This window comes from Seonamhaeicola sediminis, assembly GCF_004358095.2.
GTDB classification, from domain to species: domain Bacteria; phylum Bacteroidota; class Bacteroidia; order Flavobacteriales; family Flavobacteriaceae; genus Seonamhaeicola; species Seonamhaeicola sediminis.
In genome coordinates, this window is the sequence record NZ_SMZJ02000003.1 from 243702 (window position 1) to 269172 (window position 25471).

The 25471-nt window shown below is 34.5% G+C and carries 24 protein-coding genes and 1 riboswitch; of the genes, 3 read left to right on the forward strand and 21 right to left on the reverse strand.

What is annotated here, in order from left to right; translation table 11 throughout:
- Positions 1-6: 6 nt before the first annotated feature.
- Genes E1J38_RS05695 through E1J38_RS05705 form a run of 3 tightly spaced genes read right to left on the reverse strand, consistent with a single transcriptional unit; the run spans position 7 to position 2829 of the window.
- Positions 7-858, reverse strand: coding sequence for a prephenate dehydrogenase (locus tag E1J38_RS05695; RefSeq protein ID WP_133356207.1), 852 nt, complete (start codon positions 856-858; stop codon positions 7-9).
- A 1-nt stretch (position 859) separates the two neighbouring features.
- A complete protein-coding gene (locus E1J38_RS05700) occupies positions 860-2005 on the reverse strand; it encodes a pyridoxal phosphate-dependent aminotransferase (RefSeq protein WP_133356208.1) in 1146 nt (381 codons plus the stop codon).
- Entirely contained in the window at positions 2002-2829 is an 828-nt protein-coding gene (locus E1J38_RS05705; protein ID WP_133356209.1) for a prephenate dehydratase, read from the reverse strand. Before E1J38_RS05705 ends, E1J38_RS05700 begins: the two co-directional genes overlap by 4 nt.
- A gap of 279 nt (positions 2830-3108) precedes the next feature.
- On the opposite strand from E1J38_RS05705, the gene gldA reads away from it, so the two are divergent.
- The 3 genes from gldA (at position 3109) to E1J38_RS05720 (ending at position 7518) form a co-directional block, all read left to right on the forward strand.
- The gene (gene gldA / locus E1J38_RS05710; RefSeq protein WP_133356210.1) at positions 3109-4005 is read left to right on the forward strand and encodes a gliding motility-associated ABC transporter ATP-binding subunit GldA; all 897 of its coding nucleotides are present in this window, start codon (positions 3109-3111) and stop codon (positions 4003-4005) included.
- Positions 4006-4222: 217 nt separating this feature from the next.
- Positions 4223-6313 carry a phosphate acetyltransferase gene (gene pta, locus E1J38_RS05715; protein WP_133356211.1) on the forward strand — a complete coding sequence of 697 codons (2091 nt, stop codon included), beginning with the start codon at positions 4223-4225 and terminating at the stop codon, positions 6311-6313.
- Positions 6314-6315: 2 nt separating this feature from the next.
- Positions 6316-7518 carry an acetate/propionate family kinase gene (locus E1J38_RS05720; protein WP_133356212.1) on the forward strand — a complete coding sequence of 401 codons (1203 nt, stop codon included), beginning with the start codon at positions 6316-6318 and terminating at the stop codon, positions 7516-7518.
- Here the strand turns inward: E1J38_RS05720 and E1J38_RS05725 are convergent.
- From E1J38_RS05725 to E1J38_RS05810, 18 genes are all read right to left on the reverse strand, one after another.
- Positions 7489-8232, reverse strand: coding sequence for a head GIN domain-containing protein (locus E1J38_RS05725; protein ID WP_133356213.1), 744 nt, complete (start codon positions 8230-8232; stop codon positions 7489-7491). The genes E1J38_RS05720 and E1J38_RS05725 overlap by 30 nt on opposite strands.
- Complete coding sequence (locus tag E1J38_RS05730; protein ID WP_133356214.1) at positions 8229-9326, reverse strand: acyloxyacyl hydrolase; 1098 nt, start codon at positions 9324-9326, stop codon at positions 8229-8231. The genes E1J38_RS05725 and E1J38_RS05730 overlap by 4 nt, the downstream gene beginning before the upstream one ends.
- Positions 9327-9362: 36 nt before the next feature.
- Positions 9363-10319 carry a methylenetetrahydrofolate reductase [NAD(P)H] gene (gene metF / locus E1J38_RS05735; protein ID WP_133356215.1) on the reverse strand — a complete coding sequence of 319 codons (957 nt, stop codon included), beginning with the start codon at positions 10317-10319 and terminating at the stop codon, positions 9363-9365.
- Between the two features lie 111 nt (positions 10320-10430).
- Positions 10431-13103 (reverse strand): methionine synthase, encoded by a 2673-nt coding sequence (metH, locus tag E1J38_RS05740; RefSeq protein WP_133356216.1) that lies wholly within the window; start codon positions 13101-13103, stop codon positions 10431-10433.
- The gene (locus E1J38_RS05745; protein WP_133356217.1) at positions 13103-13384 is read right to left on the reverse strand and encodes an antibiotic biosynthesis monooxygenase family protein; all 282 of its coding nucleotides are present in this window, start codon (positions 13382-13384) and stop codon (positions 13103-13105) included. The genes metH and E1J38_RS05745 overlap by 1 nt, the downstream gene beginning before the upstream one ends.
- Before the next feature lie 6 nt (positions 13385-13390).
- Positions 13391-14404, reverse strand: coding sequence for a homocysteine S-methyltransferase family protein (locus E1J38_RS05750; RefSeq protein ID WP_133356218.1), 1014 nt, complete (start codon positions 14402-14404; stop codon positions 13391-13393).
- A gap of 122 nt (positions 14405-14526) precedes the next feature.
- A riboswitch (SAM riboswitch) is annotated at positions 14527-14640 on the reverse strand.
- Between the two features lie 88 nt (positions 14641-14728).
- Positions 14729-15619, reverse strand: a complete 891-nt coding sequence (gene cysM, locus E1J38_RS05755; RefSeq protein WP_133356219.1) for a cysteine synthase CysM — start codon at positions 15617-15619, stop codon at positions 14729-14731.
- Positions 15606-16346, reverse strand: a complete 741-nt coding sequence (epsC, locus tag E1J38_RS05760; protein WP_133356220.1) for a serine O-acetyltransferase EpsC — start codon at positions 16344-16346, stop codon at positions 15606-15608. Before epsC ends, cysM begins: the two co-directional genes overlap by 14 nt.
- A gap of 129 nt (positions 16347-16475) precedes the next feature.
- The gene (locus E1J38_RS05765; protein WP_133356221.1) at positions 16476-17531 is read right to left on the reverse strand and encodes an NAD(P)/FAD-dependent oxidoreductase; all 1056 of its coding nucleotides are present in this window, start codon (positions 17529-17531) and stop codon (positions 16476-16478) included.
- Complete coding sequence (locus E1J38_RS05770) at positions 17524-18114, reverse strand: precorrin-2 dehydrogenase/sirohydrochlorin ferrochelatase family protein (RefSeq protein WP_133356222.1); 591 nt, start codon at positions 18112-18114, stop codon at positions 17524-17526. The genes E1J38_RS05765 and E1J38_RS05770 overlap by 8 nt, the downstream gene beginning before the upstream one ends.
- A 9-nt stretch (positions 18115-18123) precedes the next feature.
- Positions 18124-18888, reverse strand: coding sequence for a uroporphyrinogen-III C-methyltransferase (cobA, locus tag E1J38_RS05775; RefSeq protein ID WP_133356223.1), 765 nt, complete (start codon positions 18886-18888; stop codon positions 18124-18126).
- Positions 18889-18900: 12 nt separating this feature from the next.
- Positions 18901-21009 (reverse strand): ferredoxin-like domain-containing protein, encoded by a 2109-nt coding sequence (locus tag E1J38_RS05780; RefSeq protein ID WP_133356224.1) that lies wholly within the window; start codon positions 21007-21009, stop codon positions 18901-18903.
- Positions 21010-21101: 92 nt separating this feature from the next.
- Complete coding sequence (locus tag E1J38_RS05785) at positions 21102-22349, reverse strand: sulfate adenylyltransferase subunit 1 (RefSeq protein WP_133356225.1); 1248 nt, start codon at positions 22347-22349, stop codon at positions 21102-21104.
- A 58-nt stretch (positions 22350-22407) separates the two neighbouring features.
- On the reverse strand, positions 22408-23313 hold the full coding sequence (gene cysD / locus E1J38_RS05790; RefSeq protein ID WP_133356226.1) for a sulfate adenylyltransferase subunit CysD: 906 nt from the start codon (positions 23311-23313) through the stop codon (positions 22408-22410).
- Positions 23314-23325: 12 nt separating this feature from the next.
- Positions 23326-23946: a phosphoadenosine phosphosulfate reductase domain-containing protein gene (locus E1J38_RS05795; protein ID WP_133356227.1), complete on the reverse strand. Its 621-nt coding sequence runs from the start codon at positions 23944-23946 to the stop codon at positions 23326-23328.
- Positions 23947-23957: 11 nt separating this feature from the next.
- Positions 23958-24215: a DUF2061 domain-containing protein gene (locus E1J38_RS05800; protein ID WP_133356228.1), complete on the reverse strand. Its 258-nt coding sequence runs from the start codon at positions 24213-24215 to the stop codon at positions 23958-23960.
- A gap of 150 nt (positions 24216-24365) precedes the next feature.
- A complete protein-coding gene (locus E1J38_RS05805) occupies positions 24366-24785 on the reverse strand; it encodes an RrF2 family transcriptional regulator (RefSeq protein WP_133356229.1) in 420 nt (139 codons plus the stop codon).
- 174 nt (positions 24786-24959) lie between these two features.
- Positions 24960-25436: an Hsp20/alpha crystallin family protein gene (locus tag E1J38_RS05810; RefSeq protein WP_133356230.1), complete on the reverse strand. Its 477-nt coding sequence runs from the start codon at positions 25434-25436 to the stop codon at positions 24960-24962.
- Between the last annotated feature and the right edge of the window lie 35 nt (positions 25437-25471).

Below are 25471 nucleotides of genomic sequence, written 5' to 3' on the forward strand. Positions count from 1 at the left end.
TTACTCTTAACTAATTCCGTTTAATATGTCTTTAATATGATTTGTATCTCTCATCTCATTAAAAATAGCTTCAAAGTTATCTTGTTTCATTAGCTCTTTAAAATGAGAAAGGTTATTTATATACTCTTCTAATGTTTCAATTACATTCTCTTTATTTTGTTTAAAAATGGGTGTCCACATTTCTGGTGAACTTTTAGCAAGCCTTACTGTTGAAGCAAATCCACTACCAGCCATATCAAAAATATCACGCTCATTCTTTTCTTTTTCAATAACTGTTTTTCCTAACATGAAAGAACTTATGTGCGATAAATGCGACACATAAGCAATGTGTTTATCATGTGCTTCAGGATTCATATAACGGATACGCATACCTAGAGATTTGAAAATCTCTAGTGCTTGTTCTTGAAGCTTGAAAGCCGTTTTTTCTACTTCACAAATAATATTGGTTTTACCTTCAAACAATCCGTTAATAGCAGCACTTGGACCAGAATGTTCTGTACCTGCAATGGGGTGTGCCGCTAAAAAATTTCTTCGTTTTGGATGATTCTCAACCGCTTTACAAATAGCTTCCTTTGTTGAGCCTGCATCTATTACCAATCCGTCATCTGATACTTTATCTAAAATGGTTGGTAATAATTTTACAGTAGCATCAACAGGTATAGATACAATCACCATATCTGCTTTATCAATATCATCTAAAGTAGCTTTCTTATCAATCAACCCTAAAGTTAATGCTTCCTCTAGTGTTGAGTCTTTTCTACTAATACCATGATTAACCACATTGGGGTTCTGCTTCTTGATATCTTTAGCAAGACTTCCTCCTATTAGCCCTATGCCTATAAAGTAAATATTCTTCATGCTACTTAATTCTTGCTATACATTCCTCTATATCTTCTGCCGATGCACAAAGTGAAAATCTAATATAGCCTTCTCCTTGGCTACCAAAAATAGTGCCTGGTGTGATAAAAACATGATTGTTTTTTAACACAGTGTCTATAAATTCTTCAGATTTTAGGTTTGCGGGTAATTTAGCCCACACAAACATACCTGTTGCATTTTTGTCATAAGTACAGTTAAGAGTATCTGCTAATTTCCAAATTAAATCACGGCGCTTTTTATATACACTGTTTAAGGTTACATACCACATTTTAGAGCATTTCAATGCTTGAATAGCACCTTTTTGAATACCGTAAAACATGCCAGAATCCATGTTACTTTTAACTTTCAACACATTACTTATAAGCTCACTACTTCCTAGCACCATACCAACGCGCCATCCTGCCATATTAAAGGTTTTGCTTAATGAATTCAACTCTAAAGAAACCTCTTTAGCACCTTCAATATTGAGAATACTCATTGGATTCTCGTTAAGCACAAAACTGTATGGGTTATCGTTAACAATTAAAATATTATGTCGCTTTGCGAAAGCCACTAAACTCTTAAAAGCTATTTTAGATGGTTGAGCTCCCGTTGGCATATGCGGGTAATTAACCCACATTAGTTTTACTTTGCTCAAATCTAAACTTTGAAGCGCATTAATATCTGGCAGCCAATTATTGGTAGCATCTAATTTATAAAAAACTGGTTTAGCTCCTACCAACCTAGTAACAGATTGGTATGTTGGATAACCTGGATTTGGAATTAAAACCTCATCACCTTCATTTAAGTAAGCCATAGAGATATGCATAATCCCTTCTTTACTACCCATTAAAGGAAGAATCTCAGAGTTAGGATTCAAACGCACCGAAAAATGCTCTTTATAAAATGCTGCCATTGCTTCTCTAAGCTCTGGCAACCCTTGATAACTTTGATATTTATGAGCACTAGCATCATGTAAGCTACCTGATATAGCCTCAATCACTTTTTGTGGTGGTTGCATATCAGGGCTTCCTATACCCAAATTAATGACCTGATTACCATTGGCAATCATTTGGTTTACCTCCCTTAATTTTCTTGAGAAGTAGTATTCTTCAACGGTATGTAATCTGTTTGCTACTTCAATCATAACTTGGCATTTTTATATTCACCCAATACCTTAAAGCCTTCGGCCATTATTTCAATTAATGATTTAGCCTTTTTATAATCACTGTATTCATTAAATGTAATATCTACAAAAAAGGCATATTTCCAAGGAGTTTCAATAATTGGTAACGACTGTATTTTAGTTAAATTTAATTTACAATCGCTCATCACATTTAAAATAGTTGCTAAACTGCCTCTTTTATGATTTGCCTCAAACTTAATAGATGCTTTATTAATTTCGTTCTCAGGAACTTCAGAATTTGTGCGCTTTACAATAACAAAACGGGTTTCGTTATGTCTTATAGTTTGAATACTTTTTCCTAAAATGTCCAGTTCAAAAATATCTGCTGCCAAAACACTAGCAATAGCTCCTATACCTTTTAATTCACCATGTTTGATACGCTGTGCAACTTCTGCTGTATCCTTATCTTCTACCAACTTAATATGAGGGTATTGTTTAAAGAATTCTTTACACTGCAACAATGCCATAGGATGTGAATACACTTCTTTAATATCTCTTATAGTTTGCCCAGGCAACACCATTAAATTATGCTGAACATCAACATAATGTTCTCCCACTATGTGCAACCCATAAGTATCAATTAAAGCATAATTAGGAATAATAGAACCTGCAATAGAATTTTCTAAAGCCATAATAGCCGCGTCAGATTCTTCAGAAATTAAAGAATTAACCACCTCATCAAATGTTAAACATTCAATATTATGAACCGATTTATCAAAAAATTGCTGTGACACAATGTGATGAAATGATCCTTTTACTCCTTGTATGGCAACCGTTTTAATCATAAAAAAAAGTCTCGATTTTCACCGAGACTTATATTTAAATTTATTGTTCTAATTTATACATATAACGCCTCGTTCCTTTAACTAAAAAAGAAATAATAAAAGCTAAAATATGTATAAACTACTGTTGTTCTCATAATTACAGCGGCTAAAGTAGTTAATATTTTAAGAAATCAAAATTGTAGAATTAATTTTTTATATTTTTTTTTGAAGTTTTAGTGATTTTATAGCAAAACTTAGGTTACATTAGATAATCATTTAATTTTGTCTGAAATTTTTATTATGTCTATTAAGGTTGAAAATATTTCTAAATTTTACGGTAATCAGAAAGCCTTAAACAACATTTCTTTTAAAGTTAAAAACCCCGAAATTGTTGGCTTTTTAGGTCCCAATGGCGCTGGCAAATCTACCATGATGAAAATATTAACCACTTACGTAAGACCAGACGATGGAAACGCAGAGGTTAATGAGTATGATATAAATAACGAAACCAAAAACGTACAGTTAAGCGTAGGCTACTTACCTGAACATAACCCATTATACTTGGAAATGTATATTAAAGAGTACCTCTCATTTAATGCCAACATATACAAGGTAACTAAAGAACGTATAAATGAGGTTATTGAGCTTACAGGATTAACACCTGAAGTTCACAAAAAAATAGGACAACTTTCTAAAGGGTATCGCCAGCGTGTTGGTTTGGCAACGGCTCTTTTGCATAATCCTGATGTTTTAATATTAGATGAACCCACCACTGGCTTAGACCCTAACCAACTGGTTGATATTAGAAACCTTATTAAAACTATTGGAAAGACAAAAACCGTTTTTCTTTCAACCCATATTATGCAAGAAGTAGAGGCTATGTGTAACCGTGTTATTATTATTAATAAAGGTAACATTGTTGCCGACAAAAAATTATCGGAATTACGTGAACAAAAAGAACAAACTGTTGTTGTGGAGTTTGATTATAGAGTTGAAGATGCTTTTTTAAAACAACTTCCAAAAGTTAAAAAAGTAATTAACACGTATGATTTTGTTTATGAAATTACATTTTCAACTTCAAAAGACATGCGCTCACATGTTTTTGATTTTGCTCATGACAACCACTTAAAAATTCTTCAATTAAATCAAAAAAATGCAAGTTTAGAGACTTTATTTAGAGAACTTACACAGTCTTAAATAAAAAATCACTCTTCTAAGATTCAGTTTCATTATTTATAATAAAGGTAAATTCAAAAAACCAATTTAGCTTTTATTAAAAATCATGACAAAAATCATCTTTACAACAACATTGAGGCTTTAATTTTGTACCGTATTTAAAACAAATTAAAACAGGGAAGGGTACTTCTTTAATCAGGATTTAAAAAAGTATCTTTGTAAACAACAAACAGGTATAATGAGCAAAGGAATTTATGTAGCCACTATAGAGCCTAATAGTGGTAAATCGGTTGTAGTTTTAGGTCTCATGCGTATGCTTTTAGGAAAGACTGCAAAAGTAGGTTACTTCAGACCAATTATTGAGGATGTTGAAGCTGGAGAAATGGATAATCACATTAACACCGTGATTTCACATTTCGATATAGACATCAACTACAAAAAAACATTCGCATTTACCCGAAGTGAAGTTTTAGACCTTTACAATCAGGGTAAATCTGGAGATGTTATTGATGAAATTATTAAAAAATACAAACGATTGGAAAATCGTTTTGATTTGGTTCTTGTTGAAGGAACAGACTTCTCTCATGAAAACTCTAGTTTAGAGTTAGATATCAACATGTTAATATCTAAAAACCTCGGGTTACCAGTCATTATTGTTTTACATGGTGATGGCAAAAGCATGAAAGATATTGTGGATAGTGCTCAATTAGCACATGACACCTTTAAAGAAGAGGTAGATGTGCTATCAATCATGGCCAATAAGATTAATAAAGAAGATGTTAAGGAGCTTAAATCTAAACTGGCTGAACGTATTAATAATGATACCGATATTACTGTTATTCCAAAAATAAGAAGTTTAGCTAGTCCAACTCTGAAAGAAATTGTTAAAGCATTAGATGCTAAAGTTTTGTTTGGAAAAGACATGCTTAACAATCAAGTAGAAAATTTTGGAGTTGGCACCATGCAGTTGAGAAACTATCTTACGAAATTAAAAGATGGTTCTCTTGTCATAACGTCAGGTGACAGGGCAGATATTATACTAGGTGCTTTACAAGCCCATGCCTCTAAAAATTACCCAAAAATATCGGGTATTGTATTAACAGGTGGTTTACTTCCTGAAGAATCTATACTAAAACTCATTGAAGGACTTTCAAGTGTTGTTCCTGTTATTAGTGTTCAAGGAGGCACCTTTTCTGTTGCAAACGATATTGGAAAAGTGAAGTCTAGAATTTACGCTGAGAATTCTGAAAAAATAAGAACTTCTATTTCAACATTTGAAAATCATGTTGACACTGATATGTTGGCTGAACGTTTAATTACTTTCAAATCGGATATATTCACTCCAAGAATGTTCCAATATAATTTGTTACAAAGCGCACTTAGGGATAAAAAGCACATTGTACTACCAGAAGGTTATGATGAACGTGTCCTGAGAGCAACTGCCAGATTAGTAAATACTCAGGTGGTTGATATCACTCTTATTGGTGAACGAGAAAAAATACAATCGCGTATTGAAGAGTACGACATCCCACTTAATTTAAACGATGTTAATGTAGTATTCCCCACCCAATCTGAACATTTTGATGATTATGTAGACACCCTTTATGAACTTAGAAAACACAAAGGCGTAAACAGACAAATGGCTCAAGATATGATTGAGGACGTATCTTATTTTGGCACCATGATGATACACAAAGGTCATGCCGATGGTATGGTATCTGGAGCTATGCATACCACACAACACACATTACGCCCTGCGCTTCAATTCATCAAAACTAAACCAGGTGTTAATATAGTTTCATCGGTGTTCTTTATGTGTTTAGAAGATCGTGTTTCTATATTTGGTGACTGTGCCATCAATCCAAATCCTAATGCAGAACAATTAGCAGAAATAGCTATTTCATCTGCAAAAACCGCCTTAGATTTTGGTATAGAACCTAAAGTTGCCATGTTATCATATTCCTCAGGTGCTTCTGGAAAAGGTGAAGATGTTGATAAAGTTAGAAAAGCAACAGAAATTGCTAAGTCTATCGCTCCTGATTTAAAAATTGAAGGTCCTATTCAATATGATGCTGCGGTTGATAAACGCATTGGAAAAAGTAAATTACCAGATTCTGAGGTCGCTGGTGAAGCCAGCGTGTTGATTTTCCCAGATTTAAATACTGGAAACAATACCTATAAAGCGGTACAACGAGAAACAGGTGCATTAGCTATCGGCCCTATGTTACAAGGTTTAAACAAACCTGTTAACGATTTAAGTAGAGGCTGCACATCAGATGATATTTATAGCACCGTAATAATAACAGCCATTCAAGCTCAAGACCTATAACCATGGAAGTATTAGTACTAAACTCCGGAAGTTCATCATTGAAATTTCAATTATTCTCAATGCCAGAAGAACGTATTATTTGTTCAGGACAGATAGAACGTATTGGTTTTGAAGATGCTATTTTTAAATTTAAAACCAATAATGATACTATTGAAAAAGTAACTCCAGTTAAAAATCATAAACAAGGATTAAAACTAGTTGCCGAACAACTTTTAGACAATGAAACTGGCGTTATTCAATCTCCCGATGATATTACTATTGTAGGACACAGAGTGGTTCATGGTGGAAAACATTTTAGCGATACCACGGTAATTACCAATGAGGTTAAAGAAAAAATAAAAGCTTTATCTTCTTTAGCACCTTTACACAATCCAGCAAATCTAGAAGGTATTGAAGTAGCCGAGGAAGTCTTTAAAAATGCTAAGCAGGTAGCAGTTTTTGACACTGCTTTTCATCAATCAATTCCAGAAAAAGCCTATAAATATGCTATTCCAAATGAGTATTTAGAAAAACACCATATTCGCTTATACGGATTCCATGGCACAAGCCACAAATACGTATCTGAAAAGGCTATTGAATTTCTCGGAAAAAAAGATTCAAAAATCATTTCTATTCATTTAGGTAATGGTTGTAGTATGACGGCCATTAAAAATGGTAAAAGTATTGATCACTCATTAGGGTTCTCGCCTGTAAATGGTCTTATAATGGGAACTCGTTCTGGAGATATTGACCCCTCTGTTATCTTTCATTTAGCAGAACGTCATGGATTTGAGTTAAAAGACATCAATAACATGCTTCAAAAACAAAGTGGCATGCTTGGGCTTACTGGTTATAGTGATTTACGTGAAATTCAAAAGGAAGCCGAAAAAGGTAATAAGAATTGCATACTGGCTTTAGAGATGAACGCATACCGAATTAAAAAATATATTGGTAGTTATGCCGCTATTATGAACGGACTGGATGCCATCATATTTACCGCTGGTATTGGTGAAAACTCTGCTGATATGCGCGAACGCGTTTGTAAAGATTTAGATTATTTGGGTATTGAATTAGATGCTGAAAAAAATCTGGTACGTTCTAATAAAATTCGAGCTATCAATAAAGACACTGCGTTAACAAAAATACTGGTAATCCCCACAAATGAAGAGTTGGAAATTGCAAAGCAATCTATAGCCTTATTTAAAAATCAATCGGCCCTTATATAGCTCATCCATATTTACAGTATTAGGTCTGTTTATGGAAATTACATTACCTACACTACTGATGACTCCCTGAATACTCTGAATGGGGTTCACCAACATGTCATTGGTTCCTCTGTGCCAAATTTGTATGTTTTGTGCAGTTAAATTTTCACCTTCAAAACGCCCGTTTCCTGATGCAAAGGTAACATGCAAGTTGTTGGTGTTCCCTGAAACAAAACAATTTGACAAGTTATTAAAGACTAGTCTAAAGGTACTATTATCAATTTGCAACCTAAAATTACCGGTAGTAAAAGTACCTGGCGCATTAAAGTCTTCAGACAGTATGGTTAAATTTGGATACGTTAAAACGCCATTAGAACTAATATCGTACTGTGTAGAACTTCGTATTTCCGTAATATCCGGAGCCGTTACAAACACTTTGGTAATACCATAATTACGCACGTAATTACAGTTATTATTGTCTGTTAATATCAATTGATTGTCAACTACAACCACTGTAACATCATTTATTAGGTTCTCCCCTGTTTCTATAACAACTTTTTGAGCACCTTCTTTAACTATTAGTTCAATATCTCTATTGACCAAAATTTTATTAAAGACACCAAGTTCTAATTCATTTTGAATGATAGTTCCTGTTTTTTGAAAACAATCAGCTACATTCTCACTGTCACAAGCAAAAATTAAAACGATTAACAAAATATGTAGTACCTTTTTCATAATCGTATTCCTATTCCTAATTCTACTGCTTCAGCTTTAAAACCATGAGATTTTAGAGTCAATGCCCCAAACCATTTATCAGAAAAATATCGTTTCATTCCAACCCTAACATAAGTTCTCCCTTCAAAATCAAACGGGTAATACACATAGTATCCTAGTTGGGTAACTAAACTTAATTTATTTACAAACAATTCATGACCAGCAAAAACCCCAATGCGTTTAAAATCTTCATCACCAGATAAATTATCCTCAGGAAAAGCTACACTTCTATACTTAATATATTCTTTTAAAAAATTAGAAAAGAACACATCGGCCCCAAGTTGTAATGCACTTTTAATATTAATTCGTTTATCGGCATAAGCTGAGAAGATATAAAATGGAAATTGCCCACTCCCCACAATATCACTTTCATTGATTCCACTTCGAAAAACCAAATTATATTTTAGGGGTTCTACAAATTTATTATCGTTTTCTTGTAAATTACTATGATATTCAGGATTCTTATCATCCATACTGTAGGTTACTCCTAAATTTAATGTAACCGAATTTATGCTTGTGTTTGGAGCCTTTACATTTGCATTAGAATAATGAATAAAGGATAATCCACCCTGTAAACCAAACTTATCAAAAAGGCGTTCCTTTTTATAATTCAACATACCATAAGTGCTACTCATAAGTTGGGTTCCAAAAGCTATATTTCTAAAATTCGTTTCCCTATTATAAGGATTGGTAGTGTAGGCCAACCCTTGGCCAATACGCATCATCAAGTTTCTTTTAAAAAAGTAAAAATTGTAATGTGCATAAATTGAATAGTTATTTCCTAATACGTCATTCTTTAAATTCTGGTATGCAAAAGAGATACCGTAATCTGGATAATTATAACGTTGTTCCCACTCTTGATAACCAAAAGTCTTTTTATTCCAACTTAAAATAACACCTTCGGGGTGTCCTTGTATTAAGTGTAGAATGTCGTTATTGTGCAGTGCAATATTACCTTTGAAGTAATTAACATCAAAATAAGAACTGTACTGATTTTCCTGCGCAAAAGAAACAGAAGAAAAAACAATTAAAAAGCAGGTTAAAAAAAGCCTCATTAATGGGTTGCTTATAGCGCAAAAGTAATACAATATTTAAAACAACGCCGAAGCTATTGCCTTTATATTATCGCTTTTACCCATTGAGTAATAGTGTAACACTGGCACCCCAGCCGCTTTTAACTCTTTAGATTGTTGAATAGCAAATTCAATACCTACTTGCCTTACCGCTTTATTATCTTTACAAGTCTCAACAGCATCAATTAAATCTTGAGGTAAATCTATTTTAAATACTTGAGGCAATAATTGTAAATGACGCTTAACTGCAATTGGTTTAATACCTGGAATAATTGGTATTGTAATTCCCATGTCACGTGCTTTTTCAACAAAATCAAAATACTTCTGATTATCAAAAAACATTTGCGTTACCACATAATCTGCTCCAGCATCAACCTTTTGTTTTAAACGTTTTAAGTCGGTTTGTAATGAAGGGGCTTCCATATGTTTTTCCGGGTACCCCGCCACTCCAATACAAAAATCAGAATAATGCTCTACTTCTACATCATCATGAAGATACTGTCCTCTGTTTAAGTTAGCTATTTGCTCTACCAATTCACAAGCATAGGCATGCCCTCCTTTTACGGGTTTAAAATAGGGTTCATCTTTCATGGAATCGCCACGTAAAGCCATAACATTGTCCAACCCTAAATAATGACAATCTACCAATACATACTCGGTTTCTTCCTTTGTAAAACCACCACACAACAAATGCGGAATGGCATCTACTTGATACTTATGCATAATAGAAGCACAAATCCCAACGGTACCTGGGCGCATACGTGTAATACGTTTGTCTAAAAGCCCATTGCCTTTATCAATATAAACATACTCCTCTCTAGAAGTAGTTACATCAATAAACGGTGGATTAAACTCCATTAGAGGATCTATATTATTGTATAAATCCTGAATATTTTTACCCTTCTTTGGTGGAATCACTTCAAACGAAAACAAGGTTTTTCCCTTGGCCTCTTTTATATGGTCTGTTACTTTCATTTATGCTGAATTTAATTCAGTATCTCCTTATTAATTTATTCTTTTTGGGCGTTCCCCTTTGGGTCGCGCTTTACGCACTACATGGTAGTTAGCTTCAATCGCTAACGCAGGCTATTCTGCCAAATTAGGATGCAACCACTTTCTTGCTTTATCTTTTGTGATGCCTTTTCTTTGGGCATAATCGGTTACTTGGTCATCGGTTATTTTACCTAATCCAAAATATTTAGCCTCTGGGTTTGCAAAATAATATCCAGAAACCGCCGATGCTGGCCACATAGCTAAACTTTCAGTTAGCGTAACCCCAATAATTTTTTCAACGTCTAGCAACTCCCAAATAGTTTCTTTCTCTAAATGGTCTGGACATGCTGGATAACCTGGTGCCGGACGAATACCTTTGTACGTTTCCTTAATCAATTCATCATTACTTAAATCTTCACCTTCGGCATAACCCCAGTGCTTGATTCTTACTTGCTTATGCAAATATTCTGCAAAGGCTTCTGCAAATCTATCGGCAATAGCTTGTGCCATAATAGCACTATAGTCATCATCTTTTTTCTTATACCCTTCCGCTAGCTCTTGAGCTCCAAAAAGCCCCACACAAAAAGCCCCAATATAATCTGTTTTTCCTGTACTTTCAGGAGCAATAAAATCTGCCAAGGCATGGTTAGGCACTCCTTCACGCTTTTTTAATTGTTGACGAAGCGTTCTGAAAACTGCTATTTCTTTGCCTTTCTTTTTAACTGAGATATCATCATCATTGATAGAGTTTGCTTCAAACAATCCAAAAACCGCTTTAGGTTTCAATAATTGTTTCGCAATGATATCCTGAATCATCGTTTGGGCATCATCAAATAATTGTGTAGCATGCTCTCCAACTACCTCATCATCTAAAATATCTGGATACTTGCCATGTAAATCCCAACTTCTAAAAAAAGGACTCCAATCTACATAAGGCAACAGTTCTTTTAAACTTAATTGCTTTAACATTTGAATCCCCATTTCTTTAGGTTTTCTAATTTCAGTAGTATCCCAATCAATTTTAAATTTACGTTCTCTAGCCTCTTGTATAGAAATATATGATTTTTCTTTACCACGTTTTAAAAACTTGGTTCTAAATTCATCATAATCTTTTTTTAATCTAGCTACATATTCATTAGCACTTTGCTTATTTAGCAAATCTCCTACAACCGTTACGGCACGCGATGCATCATTTACATGCACTACAGCATTTTTATATTGTGTATCAATTTTAACGGCTGTATGTGCTTTAGATGTTGTAGCTCCACCAATTAGCAATGGAATATCCATGTTTTCGCGTTCCATTTCTTTAGCTAAATACACCATTTCATCTAATGATGGTGTAATTAAACCAGATAAGCCAATAGCGTCAACATTTTCTTTTTTGGCGGCTTCAATAATCTTCTCTGGAGGCACCATAACCCCTAAATCGACTATCTCATAATTATTACAACCTAAAACAACACTAACAATATTTTTACCAATATCATGTACATCGCCTTTTACAGTCGCCATTAATATTTTACCTAACGCTTTTTGCTCTTCAGATTTTTCGGCTTCAATAAACGGATTTAAATACGCAACGGCTTTTTTCATAACACGAGCCGATTTTACTACCTGTGGTAAAAACATTTTTCCTTCACCAAACAAATCACCCACCACATTCATTCCTATCATTAAGTGACCTTCAATAACATCTAAAGGTCTATCAGCTTGTTGTCTTGCTTCCTCAATATCTTCTATTATAAAAGCATCTATTCCCTTTACTAAAGCATGCGTAATTCTATCTTGTAATGCATTCTCTCTCCAAGATAAATCAGCCGCTCTTTCAACTTTGGTACCTTTTACAGTTTCGGCGAATTCTAATAAACGTTCTGTAGTATCATCTCGTCTGTCTAAAATTACATCTTCAACATGCTCTAATAAATCCTTTGGAATATCATCATAAACCTCTAACATAGTAGGGTTTACAATTCCCATGTTCATTCCTGCTTGAATAGCATGATATAAAAACACCGAGTGCATAGCCTCTCTTACAATATTGTTTCCTCTGAACGAAAATGACACATTACTTACACCACCACTAACACTGGCATTTTCTAAATTTTGACGAACCCAACGGGTGGCTTCAATAAAATCGATAGCATTTTTACGATGCTCCTCCATTCCTGTTGCTACGGGGAATACATTTAAATCGAAAATAATATCTTCCGAAGGAAAACCAACTTCATCAACCAGAATACGGTAGGAACGTTCTGCAATTTCAATTCTACGCTCATAATTATCGGCTTGCCCAACTTCATCAAATGCCATTACTATAACTGCTGCTCCATAACGTTTTATTTGGGTGGCTTCCCAAATAAATTTATCCTTTCCTTCTTTGAGTGAAATGGAATTAACAACACCTTTGCCTTGAATAACCTGCAATCCTGCCTCAATGATTTCCCATTTAGAACTATCAATCATAATTGGTACTCTGCAAATATCAGGTTCAGCTGCAATAAGGTTTAAAAACCTAACCATAGCTTCTTTGCCATCAATAAGTCCATCGTCCATATTAATGTCGATAATTTGCGCACCTCCATCAACTTGGTGACGGGCAATATCTAAAGCTTCATCAAACTGCTCTTCTTTTATTAATCGTAAAAATTTACGAGAACCAGCTACATTAGTACGCTCACCAATGTTTATAAAGTTGCTGTTCTCGTTCAGGATTAGTGGTTCTAATCCTGACAAACGCATGTATCTAGATTGGTTAACTTTCATTATTTATAATGCTCTACTATTGGAAATGGGTCATAATAATGATGTAATAATGCTTTCCATTCCTGATATTCTTTAGACTGCCTAAAACCAATTTCATGGTCTTCAATAGTTTTCCAGTTTACTAATAATATATATTTATCGTTTTGCTCAACACATTTTTTTAGCTTGTGTGAGATGTAACCTTTCATTGATGAGATGATAGGTTCAGCCTTTTTGAAATCACCTTCAAAATTCTCTGACAATCCCTCTTTAATATTTAGAATAGCTACTTCTAGAATCATATCAACTCAATGAGACACCGAAACAAATTCAGCATGACGACGTGGTTTATATTTAGAAGCTATATCTGCAATAACTTTTATATGTGCTGGACTTGTACCGCAACAACCACCAATAATATTTATTAAATCCTTTTTTAAGTATTCTTCTATCTGAGCCCCCATTTCTTCTGGCGTTTCATCATATTCTCCAAAAGCATTTGGCAAACCAGCATTTGGGTGCGCTGATACGGCAAAATCTGTTTTTCCTGCAATGGCCTCCAAATGTGGTTGTAATAAATTAGCTCCTAATGCACAATTAAACCCTACCGATAACAATGGAATATGTGATACAGAAATTAAAAAAGCTTCAGCTGTTTGACCCGATAAGGTTCTCCCCGAAGCATCTGTTATAGTTCCGCTAAGCATAATAGGAATATCAATATTTCTTTCCTCTTTAACTTCTTCAATGGCAAATAAAGCTGCTTTGGCGTTTAATGTATCAAACACCGTTTCAACTAACAATAAATCTACACCTCCATCAACCAGTGCCTCTGCTTGTTGTTTATAAGCTATTCGCAATTCATCAAAAGTTACCGCCCTGTATCCAGGGTCATTCACATCTGGAGACATACTTGCCGTACGGTTTGTTGGCCCCATAGAGCCCGCTACAAAACGTGGCTTTTGTGGTTCTCTTTTGGTGAATTCGTCGGCGACTTCTTTGGCTATTTTAGCTGACTGAAAATTTAGTTCGTATACCAAATCCTCCATCTGATAGTCTGCCATGGCAATGGTTGTACCCGAAAATGTATTGGTTTCAACAATATCGGCTCCAGCTTCAAAATATTTGGCATGAACCGTTTTAATAGCTTCTGGCTGCGTTATTGATAATAAGTCGTTATTCCCTTGTAAGGGAATTGGATATTCTTTAAAACGATCTCCTCTAAAATCTTCTTCAGTAAATTTATAAGCTTGCAACATAGTACCCATGGCACCATCCAAAACTAAAATTCGGTCTTTTAAAGCTTGTTTTATATTTGACATCTTAATTTAATTAAACACCTAAAGATTCTCAGGAATCTTACAGTATATACAAATGTCATCAAGAAAAGTAAAAATACTATTCGTTATCTGTCCGCTAAGTCCCTGAGTTACTGATTTAATGAATACAATCAGCCACATAAATTCAGGAGAGGCGGTAGAACGTAGCACCTTCTTTACAAGTTAAAGGGTTGCCAAGGTTTCATTGGGTCTAATCCCTCTACCTTTCTTGATAACACTATTACGTTTATGAACTCACACCTATTGGCGCACAAAAATAACGACTATATTTTTGTTTTGCACTATCATTTTTAAAAATTCACAAGCTTACTCAAACAATGTTGATGATAAGTATCGATCACCCCTATCACAAATAATAGCAACAACAACACCCTCATTAATTGATTCAGCTACTTTTAGTGCACAAAACACAGATCCGCCACTACTCATCCCTGCAAAAACACCTACCTCTTTTGCTAAACGTTGGGTTGTTACTTTAGCATCTGCTTCGGTTACTTCAATAATCTTATCAACCTTACTTCTATCAAAGAATTTAGGAATGTATTCTTCTGGCCATTTTCTAATACCAGGTATCCTTGAATTATCATCAGGTTGTGCGCCTACTATAGTTATAGCCTTATTTTTTTCTTTTAAATATGTTGAAACCCCCATGATAGTACCTGTAGTTCCCATGGCAGACACAAAATGTGTGATTTTTTCATTGGTATCTTTCCAAATCTCAGGTCCTGTGGTTTTATAGTGGGCTTTCCAATTATCATCGTTTCCAAATTGATTTAACAACACGTATCCCTTTTCATCTCGTAATTTAAAAGCCAAATCTCGAGAGCCTTCAATACCAATATCAGCGGGTGTTAGAATCACTTCGGCTCCATAGGCACGCATAGTTTTAACCCGTTCTTCAGTAGAGTTTTTAGGCATGATTAATACCATATTCACATCTAATAGATTTGCTATTAACGCTAAAGCAATGCCTGTATTACCACTTGTGGCTTCTACTAAAGTGCCACCTTTTTTAACATCACCTCGCTTGAGTGCTTCATTTATCATATTAAAAGCAGGCCTATCTTTAACACTACCACCAGGGTTATTACCCTCAAGTTTTAAAAATAATTTAACGCCATCTTTGGCTACTAATTGACTTGCATCAACCAAAGGTGTGTTGCCTATATAATCTAAAACTGTTTTATCGTATACCATTCTTTTTGGGTCTAATTTTTATTTCGGTTTGATAGGTAACTAATGAATTTTCTGGAACTGATTGGGTTATCCAAACGTTTGCTCCAATAATACTGTTTTTACCGATTACTATATCACCTCCCAAAATGGTGGCATTAGCATAAATGCAAACTCCATCTTCAATTGTAGGGTGACGCTTTACTTTCGCAAGATTTTTTGATACCGAAATACCTCCTAAAGTAACGCCTTGATATATTTTAACTTCCTTACCGATGATAGATGTCTCTCCAATTACAATTCCGGTACCATGATCAATATAAAATGAATCGCCTATTGTAGCTCCCGGATGAATATCAATACCTGTAATACCATGAATATATTCACTCATCATTCTTGGCAAAATATATACACCTCTCTTATACAAGGCATTACTTAATCGATAAATTGAAATAGCATGAAATCCGGGATACGCCAAATAAATTTCTTCTAAACAATGTGATGCGGGGTCGTTTTTTTCAAAAGCTACAGCATCCAAATCAAGTTTTGTTCTAATTTCTGGTAAATCGGCTTTAAAACTTTCCCAAATATTTTCGGCATTATCAATTTTTAAAACCGACAGAATTTTAACAAAGGTATGTTGCAGAAATTCACTATGTTCTTCTTCTTGTTCACAATCAAACAAAGAATAAAACAATTTTTTAGTAAAGGTTTTAACTGTATCTTTTAAACAAACATTATAGCTTTTCATAAGTTACCTCTTTAGTCTTTTACTTGATAAAAATAAAATTAAAACCTGAATAATCTAGCGATATTAAACATTAAATCCCGCGTGTTCAAAAGAAACCTCGCGGGATAGTTCTTTATTAAAATCTACCATTTAATTTATAGCCTGCACAACCGCTTTTGGTGCTTCTTTTCTTGTACCATCAAATCCATCAATCCCACTTACCGTTGTATACTTCAAAACAAACTTCTTACCAGGATTAATGATTTTATATGCTGCTTGACACATTATGGTTGCTTCATGAAACCCACATAGGATTAGCTTTAGTTTACCTGGATAGTAATTACCATCACCAATGGCGAATATACCGGGAATGTTGGTTTGATAATCTAATGCATTATTTACTTTAATAGCATTTTTCTCAATTTCCAGACCCCAGTTAGCTATAGGCCCTAATTTGGGTGATAAACCAAAAAGAGGAATAAAATGATCTGTTTCAACAACTACTGGTGTCTCTCCATTTTTAGTAATCTCTATGGCTTCAACTTTTCCATTACCCAAGATATTAGTTACTTCTGCCGGAGTAATAAGATTAATTTTGCCCTCATTTTTTAATTCTTGAACTTTTTCAACAGAATCTAAATGTCCTCTAAACTCATTACGCCTGTGTACAAGTGTTACACTTTTAGCTACATCTGATAAATAGATAGACCAATCTAGAGCAGAGTCTCCACCACCTGCAATTACAACGTTTTTACCGCGGTAGATTTCTGGTTCTTTAATCATATACTCAACGCCTTTATCTTCATAATCAAGTAGATTTTCTATTTGAGGTTTTCTAGGTTCAAAACTTCCCAAACCACTTGCTATGGCTACAACAGGAGCTTGATGCTTTGTTCCTTTATTGGTAGTTACAATAAACGACCCGTCCTCTTGTTTTTCTATAGTTTCTGCACGCTCGCCTAAGGTAAAACCGGGTTCAAACTGCTTTCCTTGTTCTAATAAATTTTTAGTTAAATCTCCTGCTAAAATTTCAGGAAATCCAGGGATATCATAAATAGGCTTTTTTGGGTACAGCTCAGAGCATTGACCTCCTGGTTGAGGTAATGCATCAATTAAGTGACACTTTAGTTTTAACAATCCAGCTTCAAAAACCGTAAATAGCCCTGTGGGGCCAGCGCCTATAATAAGTATGTCCGTCTTAATCATTTTGTTTTCTTTTTTCTATTAATTTTTTTGTGACTTCGTTGAGTGTTTCCACCTTTTCCTCAAAATCACCTTTTAGTGTTTTCCTGTATTCGTTTAAATTTTTAACTAAATCATCAACATTTTCCGGAATGACCTCCTCAAAAAACTGTCTTAATCGTTTAGCTGTTGTTGGTGATTTTCCGTTGGTACTAATAGCTACTTTTACATTACCCTTTGTAACAATACCTCCCATATAGAAATCGCATAGCGGTGGATTATCTGCTACATTTACCAAAATGCTTCTTCTTCTACAATGTTTATAAATCTGCTTGTTCACTTTAGGCTTATCAGTGGTTACTACAACAATATGCCTGTTTTTTAAAAATCGTTTTTTATATTTTGATTTTACAAGGGTAACATCTCCTTTTTTAGCTAAGGCAATAGTTCCTTCTCTAAACATTGGAGCCACCATAGTGACCTGTGCATCTGGACTGGATTTTAACAAAAAAGTAAGTTTTTCCTCTGCAACAAAACCCCCTCCAACAATTAGGATATTTAGTTGTTTTACCTTGAGAAAAATAGGGTAGAGGTTATTACGTTCCATAGTGGCAACTTAAATTTGCTCTTTAACACTTTTTATAACAGAAGACAATTGAACTCGCTTTTCCACAACCTCACCAATAACAATTATAGCTGGAGAGGATAACTGCTTTTCAGAGACCACTCTTTCAATGGTAGCAATTGTTCCAACCCCTATTTTTTCGTTATCTGTGGTTCCGTTTTGTATAATGGCAACAGGTGTATCTTGTTTGTTTTCATGAGAAAATGTCTTTACAATCTCACCAAGTTTATGCATTCCCATTAAAATGACTACTGTGGCTGTAGATTTTGCCGCTAACAATACATCGCTGGATAACTGATGGTTTTTTGTGGTTCCTGTGATTACCCAAAAACTTTCTGATGCACCACGCCTTGTTAAGGGTATCCCCTGGTAAGCAGGCACCCCTATAACCGATGAAATCCCTGGTACAACAGCGGTTTCTAATCCAAATCCTTTTACATAATCAATCTCTTCAGCACCTCTTCCAAAAATGAACGGATCTCCTCCTTTAAGTCTAACTACATGCCCTTTCTCATGTGCTTTAGTAACAATCAATTCATTTATTTGCTCTTGCTGAAATGCATAACACCCCTTGCGCTTACCTACAAATATACGCTCCGTATCATCTGAAGCATAATTGAGTAAACTTTCATTTATAAGAGCATCATAAAGGATAACGTTAGCAGATTTAATAGCATTGATAGCTTTGAGGGTAATTAAATCTTCGTCTCCGGGACCTGCTCCTACTACTGTTAATTTTGGGGGTATGCTACTCATTTGTTTCTCTCTTTAAACGGCTTCTTTTTGAACAGTTCCTAATTCAGCTTCTCTGTAAGCCCTTACTTTAGACAAGAAATCTGCAGCATTTTCTATGTACTTTGAAGTAAACTCCTGTGAAGGTGCAAATTTATTGATTTGATAAACTATTTCAGTAAAAGAACCGCCTAAACTTATTTTTTGGCTTTCAATAAACAATTCATCAAACTGCTTGATAATACCAGCATGTGTATTGGTCTTTTTATTTTCAGCTGTCAATAAAGCTTTAGCTGTATTCACCATAGAACTATACGCATGATAGATAGCTCCAGAATACACACCATTACCAACAGATTCTTTAGCATTTTCTATTTTTTCTTCACTTTCAAGAAACAATGTTGCCACTAAATCAATCACAACACCGGCACATTCACCAACACCAATTTCTTTTACATACTTCTCTTCATTCCCCCAATCAATAAAATCAGCTTCAGTTAAATTGCTAACATCTTGTAAATCTTGAAGAAGTTCATAAAAGTACCTTTCACCATGTTCTTTATAATAGTCTACAAAAGGTTTACCTTTAGCATTGGCCTGATAGTCATTTAATATTCTTCTTAAAGCTTCAGGACCTCTTTTACTAGGGACCTTTACTACTTTATCTGCAAACACACCATTTCCATCACCTAGGTTACCTCCACCTAACAATACCTGTAAAGCTGGGGCTACTAATTTGTCTGGTGTACGAACAGACATTCCTTGAAAACCAATGTTTGCCATATTGTGTTGCCCACAGGCATTCATACAACCACTAATTTTAATAACCAAATCGTTGTTATTTAAGTATTGTGGGTATTCGGTTTTAATTGTACGTTCCAATTCTGCTGCTATTCCCGTACTGCTAGCAATACCCAAGTTACAAGTATCTGTACCTGGACACGCCGTAATATCAACCGCTTTATTATAACCCACTTCCACAAAGCCTAACTTCTCTAATTCAGTATAGAAAAATGGCACCAAATCCTCCTTTACAAAAGGAATCAAAATATTTTGACGCAGTGACAAACGAATTTCTCCAGCAGCATAGTTTTCAACTAAATCTGCTAGCAATCTAGCTTTATCGGTATAAAAATCGCCTAACAATACTTTAACACCTATAGCGACGTAACCATCTTGCTTTTGAGGAACTAAGTTGGTTGCCTTCCAAGTTTCAAAAGCTGTCTGATCTTTAATTTCAACCTCAGGAATTTCAGAAACTTCAACAGGAACAGATGCTCTGTAATCATGAGCATTAATTGGCACAGACTTTAACTCTATAGCTTGTTGTTCAGCATCAACTAATTCTTTAAAAGCCTCTAAACCAATATCTTTTATTAAGAATTTCATACGAGCCTTGGCACGACTTTTACGTTCACCATGACGATCAAAAATTCTTAAAACACCTTCCATGATTGGAATAATTTTATCGGTTTCAACAAACTCATAAAGCACATCTGCTTCACGTGGTTGAGAACCTAATCCACCACCAATCATCACTTTAAATCCGCGTACTCCATTATTAATTTTTGCAATGAAACCTAAATCATGCATATAGGATAACCCAGTATCTTCATCAGAAGATGAGAACGATACTTTAAATTTACGTCCCATTTCCTGACAAATAGGGTTACGTAAAAAGAATTTATATAAAGCATCTGCATAAGGTGACACATCAAAAGGCTCATTGGGGTCAATTCCAGCCGTCTCACTTGCGGTTACATTACGTACTGTGTTTCCACAAGCTTCTCTTAATGTAACATCATCTTTTTCTAACTCTGCCCAAAGTTCTGGTGTTCTATTTAAATCTACATAGTGAATTTGAATATCCTGACGTGTAGTAATATGCAAGCGTCCTTTTGAGTATTCATCAGACACATCTGAAATTCTGTGTAGTTGATTACTCTTAACCTTACCATAAGGTAACTTGATACGAATCATCTGAACCCCCTCCTGTCTTTGTCCATAAACACCACGTGCTAAACGAAGGCTTCTAAATTTTTCTTCATCAATTTTGCCATTATGAAAAAGTTCAATTTTATTTGCTAATTCAATAATATCCTTTTCAACAATTGGATTTTCTATTTCTGTTCTAAAACTTTGCATGACTCCCTTTTCTCCCCTTTCGGAAAGTCTTTTTTAGTGTTTCTCGTTTCTCTTTTTTCCGTTTCTTTTAGGTCTTTACGGTAGACCTTTATTTATTGAATAAATCCAGCTCCAACCGTATTATTTGATTGTGAGTCGATGATTATAAACGACCCATTGGTACGGTGATTTTTAAACTTATCATAATAAATAGGCTTATTAAGCTTAAAGCTTACTTGAGCAATATCGTTCATTCCTAAACCGCTCACCTCTTCTTCAATTCCAGAATAATCAGGATGAATTTTATGATGAATGTTATCTACTTTGGCCAATACCTTGTTAATACCATGTTGTACAATATATTTAGCACCAGGTGTTAACTGTTTTGAATCCATCCAACATACGTTAGCAGTAAATTGTTTTTCTATGGTTGGTAAATCATTCTCCTTTACTATCATATCACCTCTACTTACATTAACATCATCTTCTAGAGTAATAGTAACCGAGGAACGTCTTGAAGCAGTTTCATATTTTTCATCATAGAAATAAATCTCCTTAATCTTAGACTTTGTTAGAGATGGCAATACCACAACCTCATCTCCAACACTTAAGTTACCGCCATAAACTTTCCCAGCGTACCCTCTAAAATCATGATATTCATCAGTCTTTGGGCGAATAACATATTGCACAGGAAAACGTGGTGTACCCACATTAAAAATATCGGCTTTATCAAGTTTTTCTAAGTGATCCAACAACGTTTCTCCCTTATACCAAGGCATATTTTTTGAAGGATTAACAACATTATCACCTTTTAAAGCACTTACCGGAATAAATGAAATAGATTGATCTTGATAATCTCTCTTACTCATTAAATCCTCAAAATCGGCTTTAATTTTATTGTAAACATCTTCAGAATAATCAACTAAGTCCATCTTATTAATAGCCACTACAACGTCTTTAATACGCAATAGGTTATTAATAAAGAAGTGGCGATTGGTTTGCTCTATTACACCCTTTCTAGCATCAATTAAAATAATTGATGCCTGTGATGTTGAAGCTCCTGTTACCATGTTTCTGGTATATTCTACATGACCAGGAGTATCAGCAATAATATAACTCTTCTTAGATGTTGAAAAATAAATATGAGCTACATCAATTGTAATACCTTGTTCTCTTTCGGCAACCAAACCATCTGTTGCTAATGAAAAGTCTAAATAATCATAACCGCGTTGTTTGCTTGTTTTTTCTATAGCTTCCAATTTATCGGTTGTCAATGATTTTGTGTCGTAAAGAATACGACCAATCAATGTACTTTTACCGTCATCTACACTTCCTGCTGTTGCTATTTTTAATACTTCCATCTTTATATTGTTGGCTTAAAGCCTATTTTTCGTTTGTAACTTTAACTAATATCTAATTTTAGAAATACCCTTGTTGTTTACGTTTTTCCATGGCTGCTTCTGAGCGCTTGTCATCAATACGCGCTCCACGTTCTGAAATTGAAGAATCTCTGATCTCCTCAACAACTTTAGAAATTGTAGCTGCTTCTGATAATACTGCTGCAGTACAACTCATATCTCCCACAGTTCTGAAACGTACCATTTCTTCAATTATTTCTTCTTCTTCGTCTCTATAAACCACATCATCTTCTGCAGACCAAATCAATCCATCTCTCAAGAATACTTTACGTTTATGAGCAAAATAAATGGATGGGATTTCGATATTTTCTTTTTCTATGTAAGACCAAACATCTAACTCTGTCCAGTTTGATATTGGAAATACACGAACATTTTGTCCTAAATCTATTTCTCCATTCAACATATCAAACAATTCTGGCCTTTGGTTTTTCTCATCCCATTGACCAAAATCATCACGAACCGAGAAAATACGTTCTTTAGCTCTTGCTTTTTCTTCATCGCGACGTGCACCACCAATACAAGCATCAAACTTAAACTCTTCAATAGCATCCAAAAGCGTTGTGGTTTGCAACATATTTCTACTTGCGTAACGTCCAGACTCCTCCTTTACTTTTCCCTGATCTATAGAATCCTGTACATTACGTACAATTAATTCTAAACCAAGTTCTTCAACCAATCTATCTCTAAATTCAATAGTTTCTGGGAAATTATGCCCTGTATCAATATGCATTAATGGAAACGGAATTTTAGCTGGGTAAAACGCTTTTTGTGCCAACCTTACCAGAGTAATGGAGTCTTTACCTCCAGAAAATAACAATACTGGTTTTTCAAACTGTGCGGCTACCTCTCTAATTATATAGATGGCTTCATTTTCTAACGCATTAATGTATGACGTATCTTTCTTCATAATCTTATTTATTTAAGCGTGTAGACCACATTCTCTATTGGCCAATGCTTTTGTTGGGTCAAAATATTTAAACTCGTTTGGTAAATTATTCTCTTCTAAATAAGTATCTAATTTTTCATCAGACCAATAATAAAAAGGGCTTACTTTTAAAACACCATCAGCACTTAAACTAAAAATATCAATACTGTTTCTGAAGGCTGTTTGTCCTTTACGCAAGTTAGTAAACCATACTTTTGGCTTGTGAGCTTCCATAGCACGTTTAAAAGGCTCCAATTTAACTTGTTCTGTAAACAGTGCATGATTTGCATCATCTACACTAGGAATACCCATAACCACATCTCTATGGGCAGCGGTTTGTTTAGGAACATATAAAAAAACGTTTAGGCCTAATTCCTGAATAACCTGTTCTGCATGTTTGTAAGTGTTTGGAGTATTATACCCCGTATCACACCACACCACAGGAACATCTGAAACTTCTGTGCTTACAGCATGCAAAATAGCTGCCTCATAGGGTCTGAAGTTTGTTGTAACCACTGCTTCATTACTCAGCTCAAATGCCTTTTTAATAATTTCACTTGGAGTAGCATTTTTTAATGCCTTATTTAGTTGTTGTATTTGATTTTCAGTAAACATAAAATCTTAATTTATTTTCCCCATTTAATAACATTCCACACGCGCTCGTGAAAAAAGTATAAAATTAGTTTTGTTACAAAATCTACAGAAGCAATGGATGCTGCTAATGATATTCTACCTGTAAGAATGTAAGAAACCACTAAGGTATCTAACGTACCAACAACTCTCCAACTTAGCGCTTTAGCAACACTTCTAATTGGTTTTTCTCCAGAACTATCTTCTTTATAAGTAGATTTCTCTTTACTTTTTAATAACATCTGCGCTATCATTTGTCTTTTTACTATATTAATCCTATCAATTTAATAGGGATTACAAAAGTAATACTTTTTATTACAACACAAAGAGGATAAACAACTTTTTAGAATAATGGAATATTTTAAGGGTAAAAGACCTAAAAAAAGTAGCTAAATGATTTATTTTTAGGAATCTTTCAAGGCTAAATCTTCTAAAGTAGTATTTCTCAGTACCTTTAATGTGCTATCTCGCACCTCTATCATTAACCTATGAACACTGCATTGATGTTCGTCTGGGCAATCATCACATTTTTCGTAATAGTTTAAACTTACACAAGGCACCATAGCAATAGGGCCTTCTAAAACACGCATCACATCAGTCATTTTAACTGCCGATGGATGGCTACGTAAATAGTACCCACCATGTTTGCCTTTTTTAGACCCAAGAATACCTGCTTTTCTTAAGGTAAGTAATATAGTTTCTAAAAATTTCTGTGGAATGCTTTCACTACCTGCTATTTCTCCAACACGAACTGGCATACCACTTTCACTCCTTGCAATAAAGGTTAAAGCTTTTAGTCCGTACTTGGTTTTTTTAGATAGCATGCTGCTAATATAAATAATTTAATGAATTGACACTAAGTCTATTTTTGCTTTTATGAACAGACTTAATGTCAAAAAATCCGTTTCACATAAACACCTCACGAATTTGTATTCAACTAGATTTCAATCTAAACTACAGCATTAAAAAAGCCTCTTTAAAAGAGGCCTTTTTAATTACTAAGAAATAGTTATGGTTCTTGGAGGTTTTTGTTTAGCTTCCTCCTTTTTGGGAAGATGAACGCTTAAAATACCATCTTTATAAGTTGCCTTAATTTTAGATTCTTCAATATATTCAGGTAACGAGAATGTTCTCTTAAATGAAGCATAACCGAACTCTTGTCGAATATGATTATCTTCTACATGTTCGTTCTCAGCATTTTTTTCTGAAGATATTGATAATACTTCGTTATCCAAATCTATTGTGAAATCTTCTTTTTTCATTCCGGGAACCGCCATATCCACATAAAAAGCATCAGCTGTTTCTCTAATATTAACCTTAGGTAAGGTCATTCCGGTATTGTAATTAGACATCATAATAGACGGCAAATCTGAATTAAACATTCTATCTATCCAATTAGACCACGATGGGAAGTCTGCGTATCTATCTGATTTTGCTAAACTTCCATTTTTTTGAGTTGTTACTAGATTGCTCATAATAAAAATTTTTAGTTAAACAAATAATTTATTTA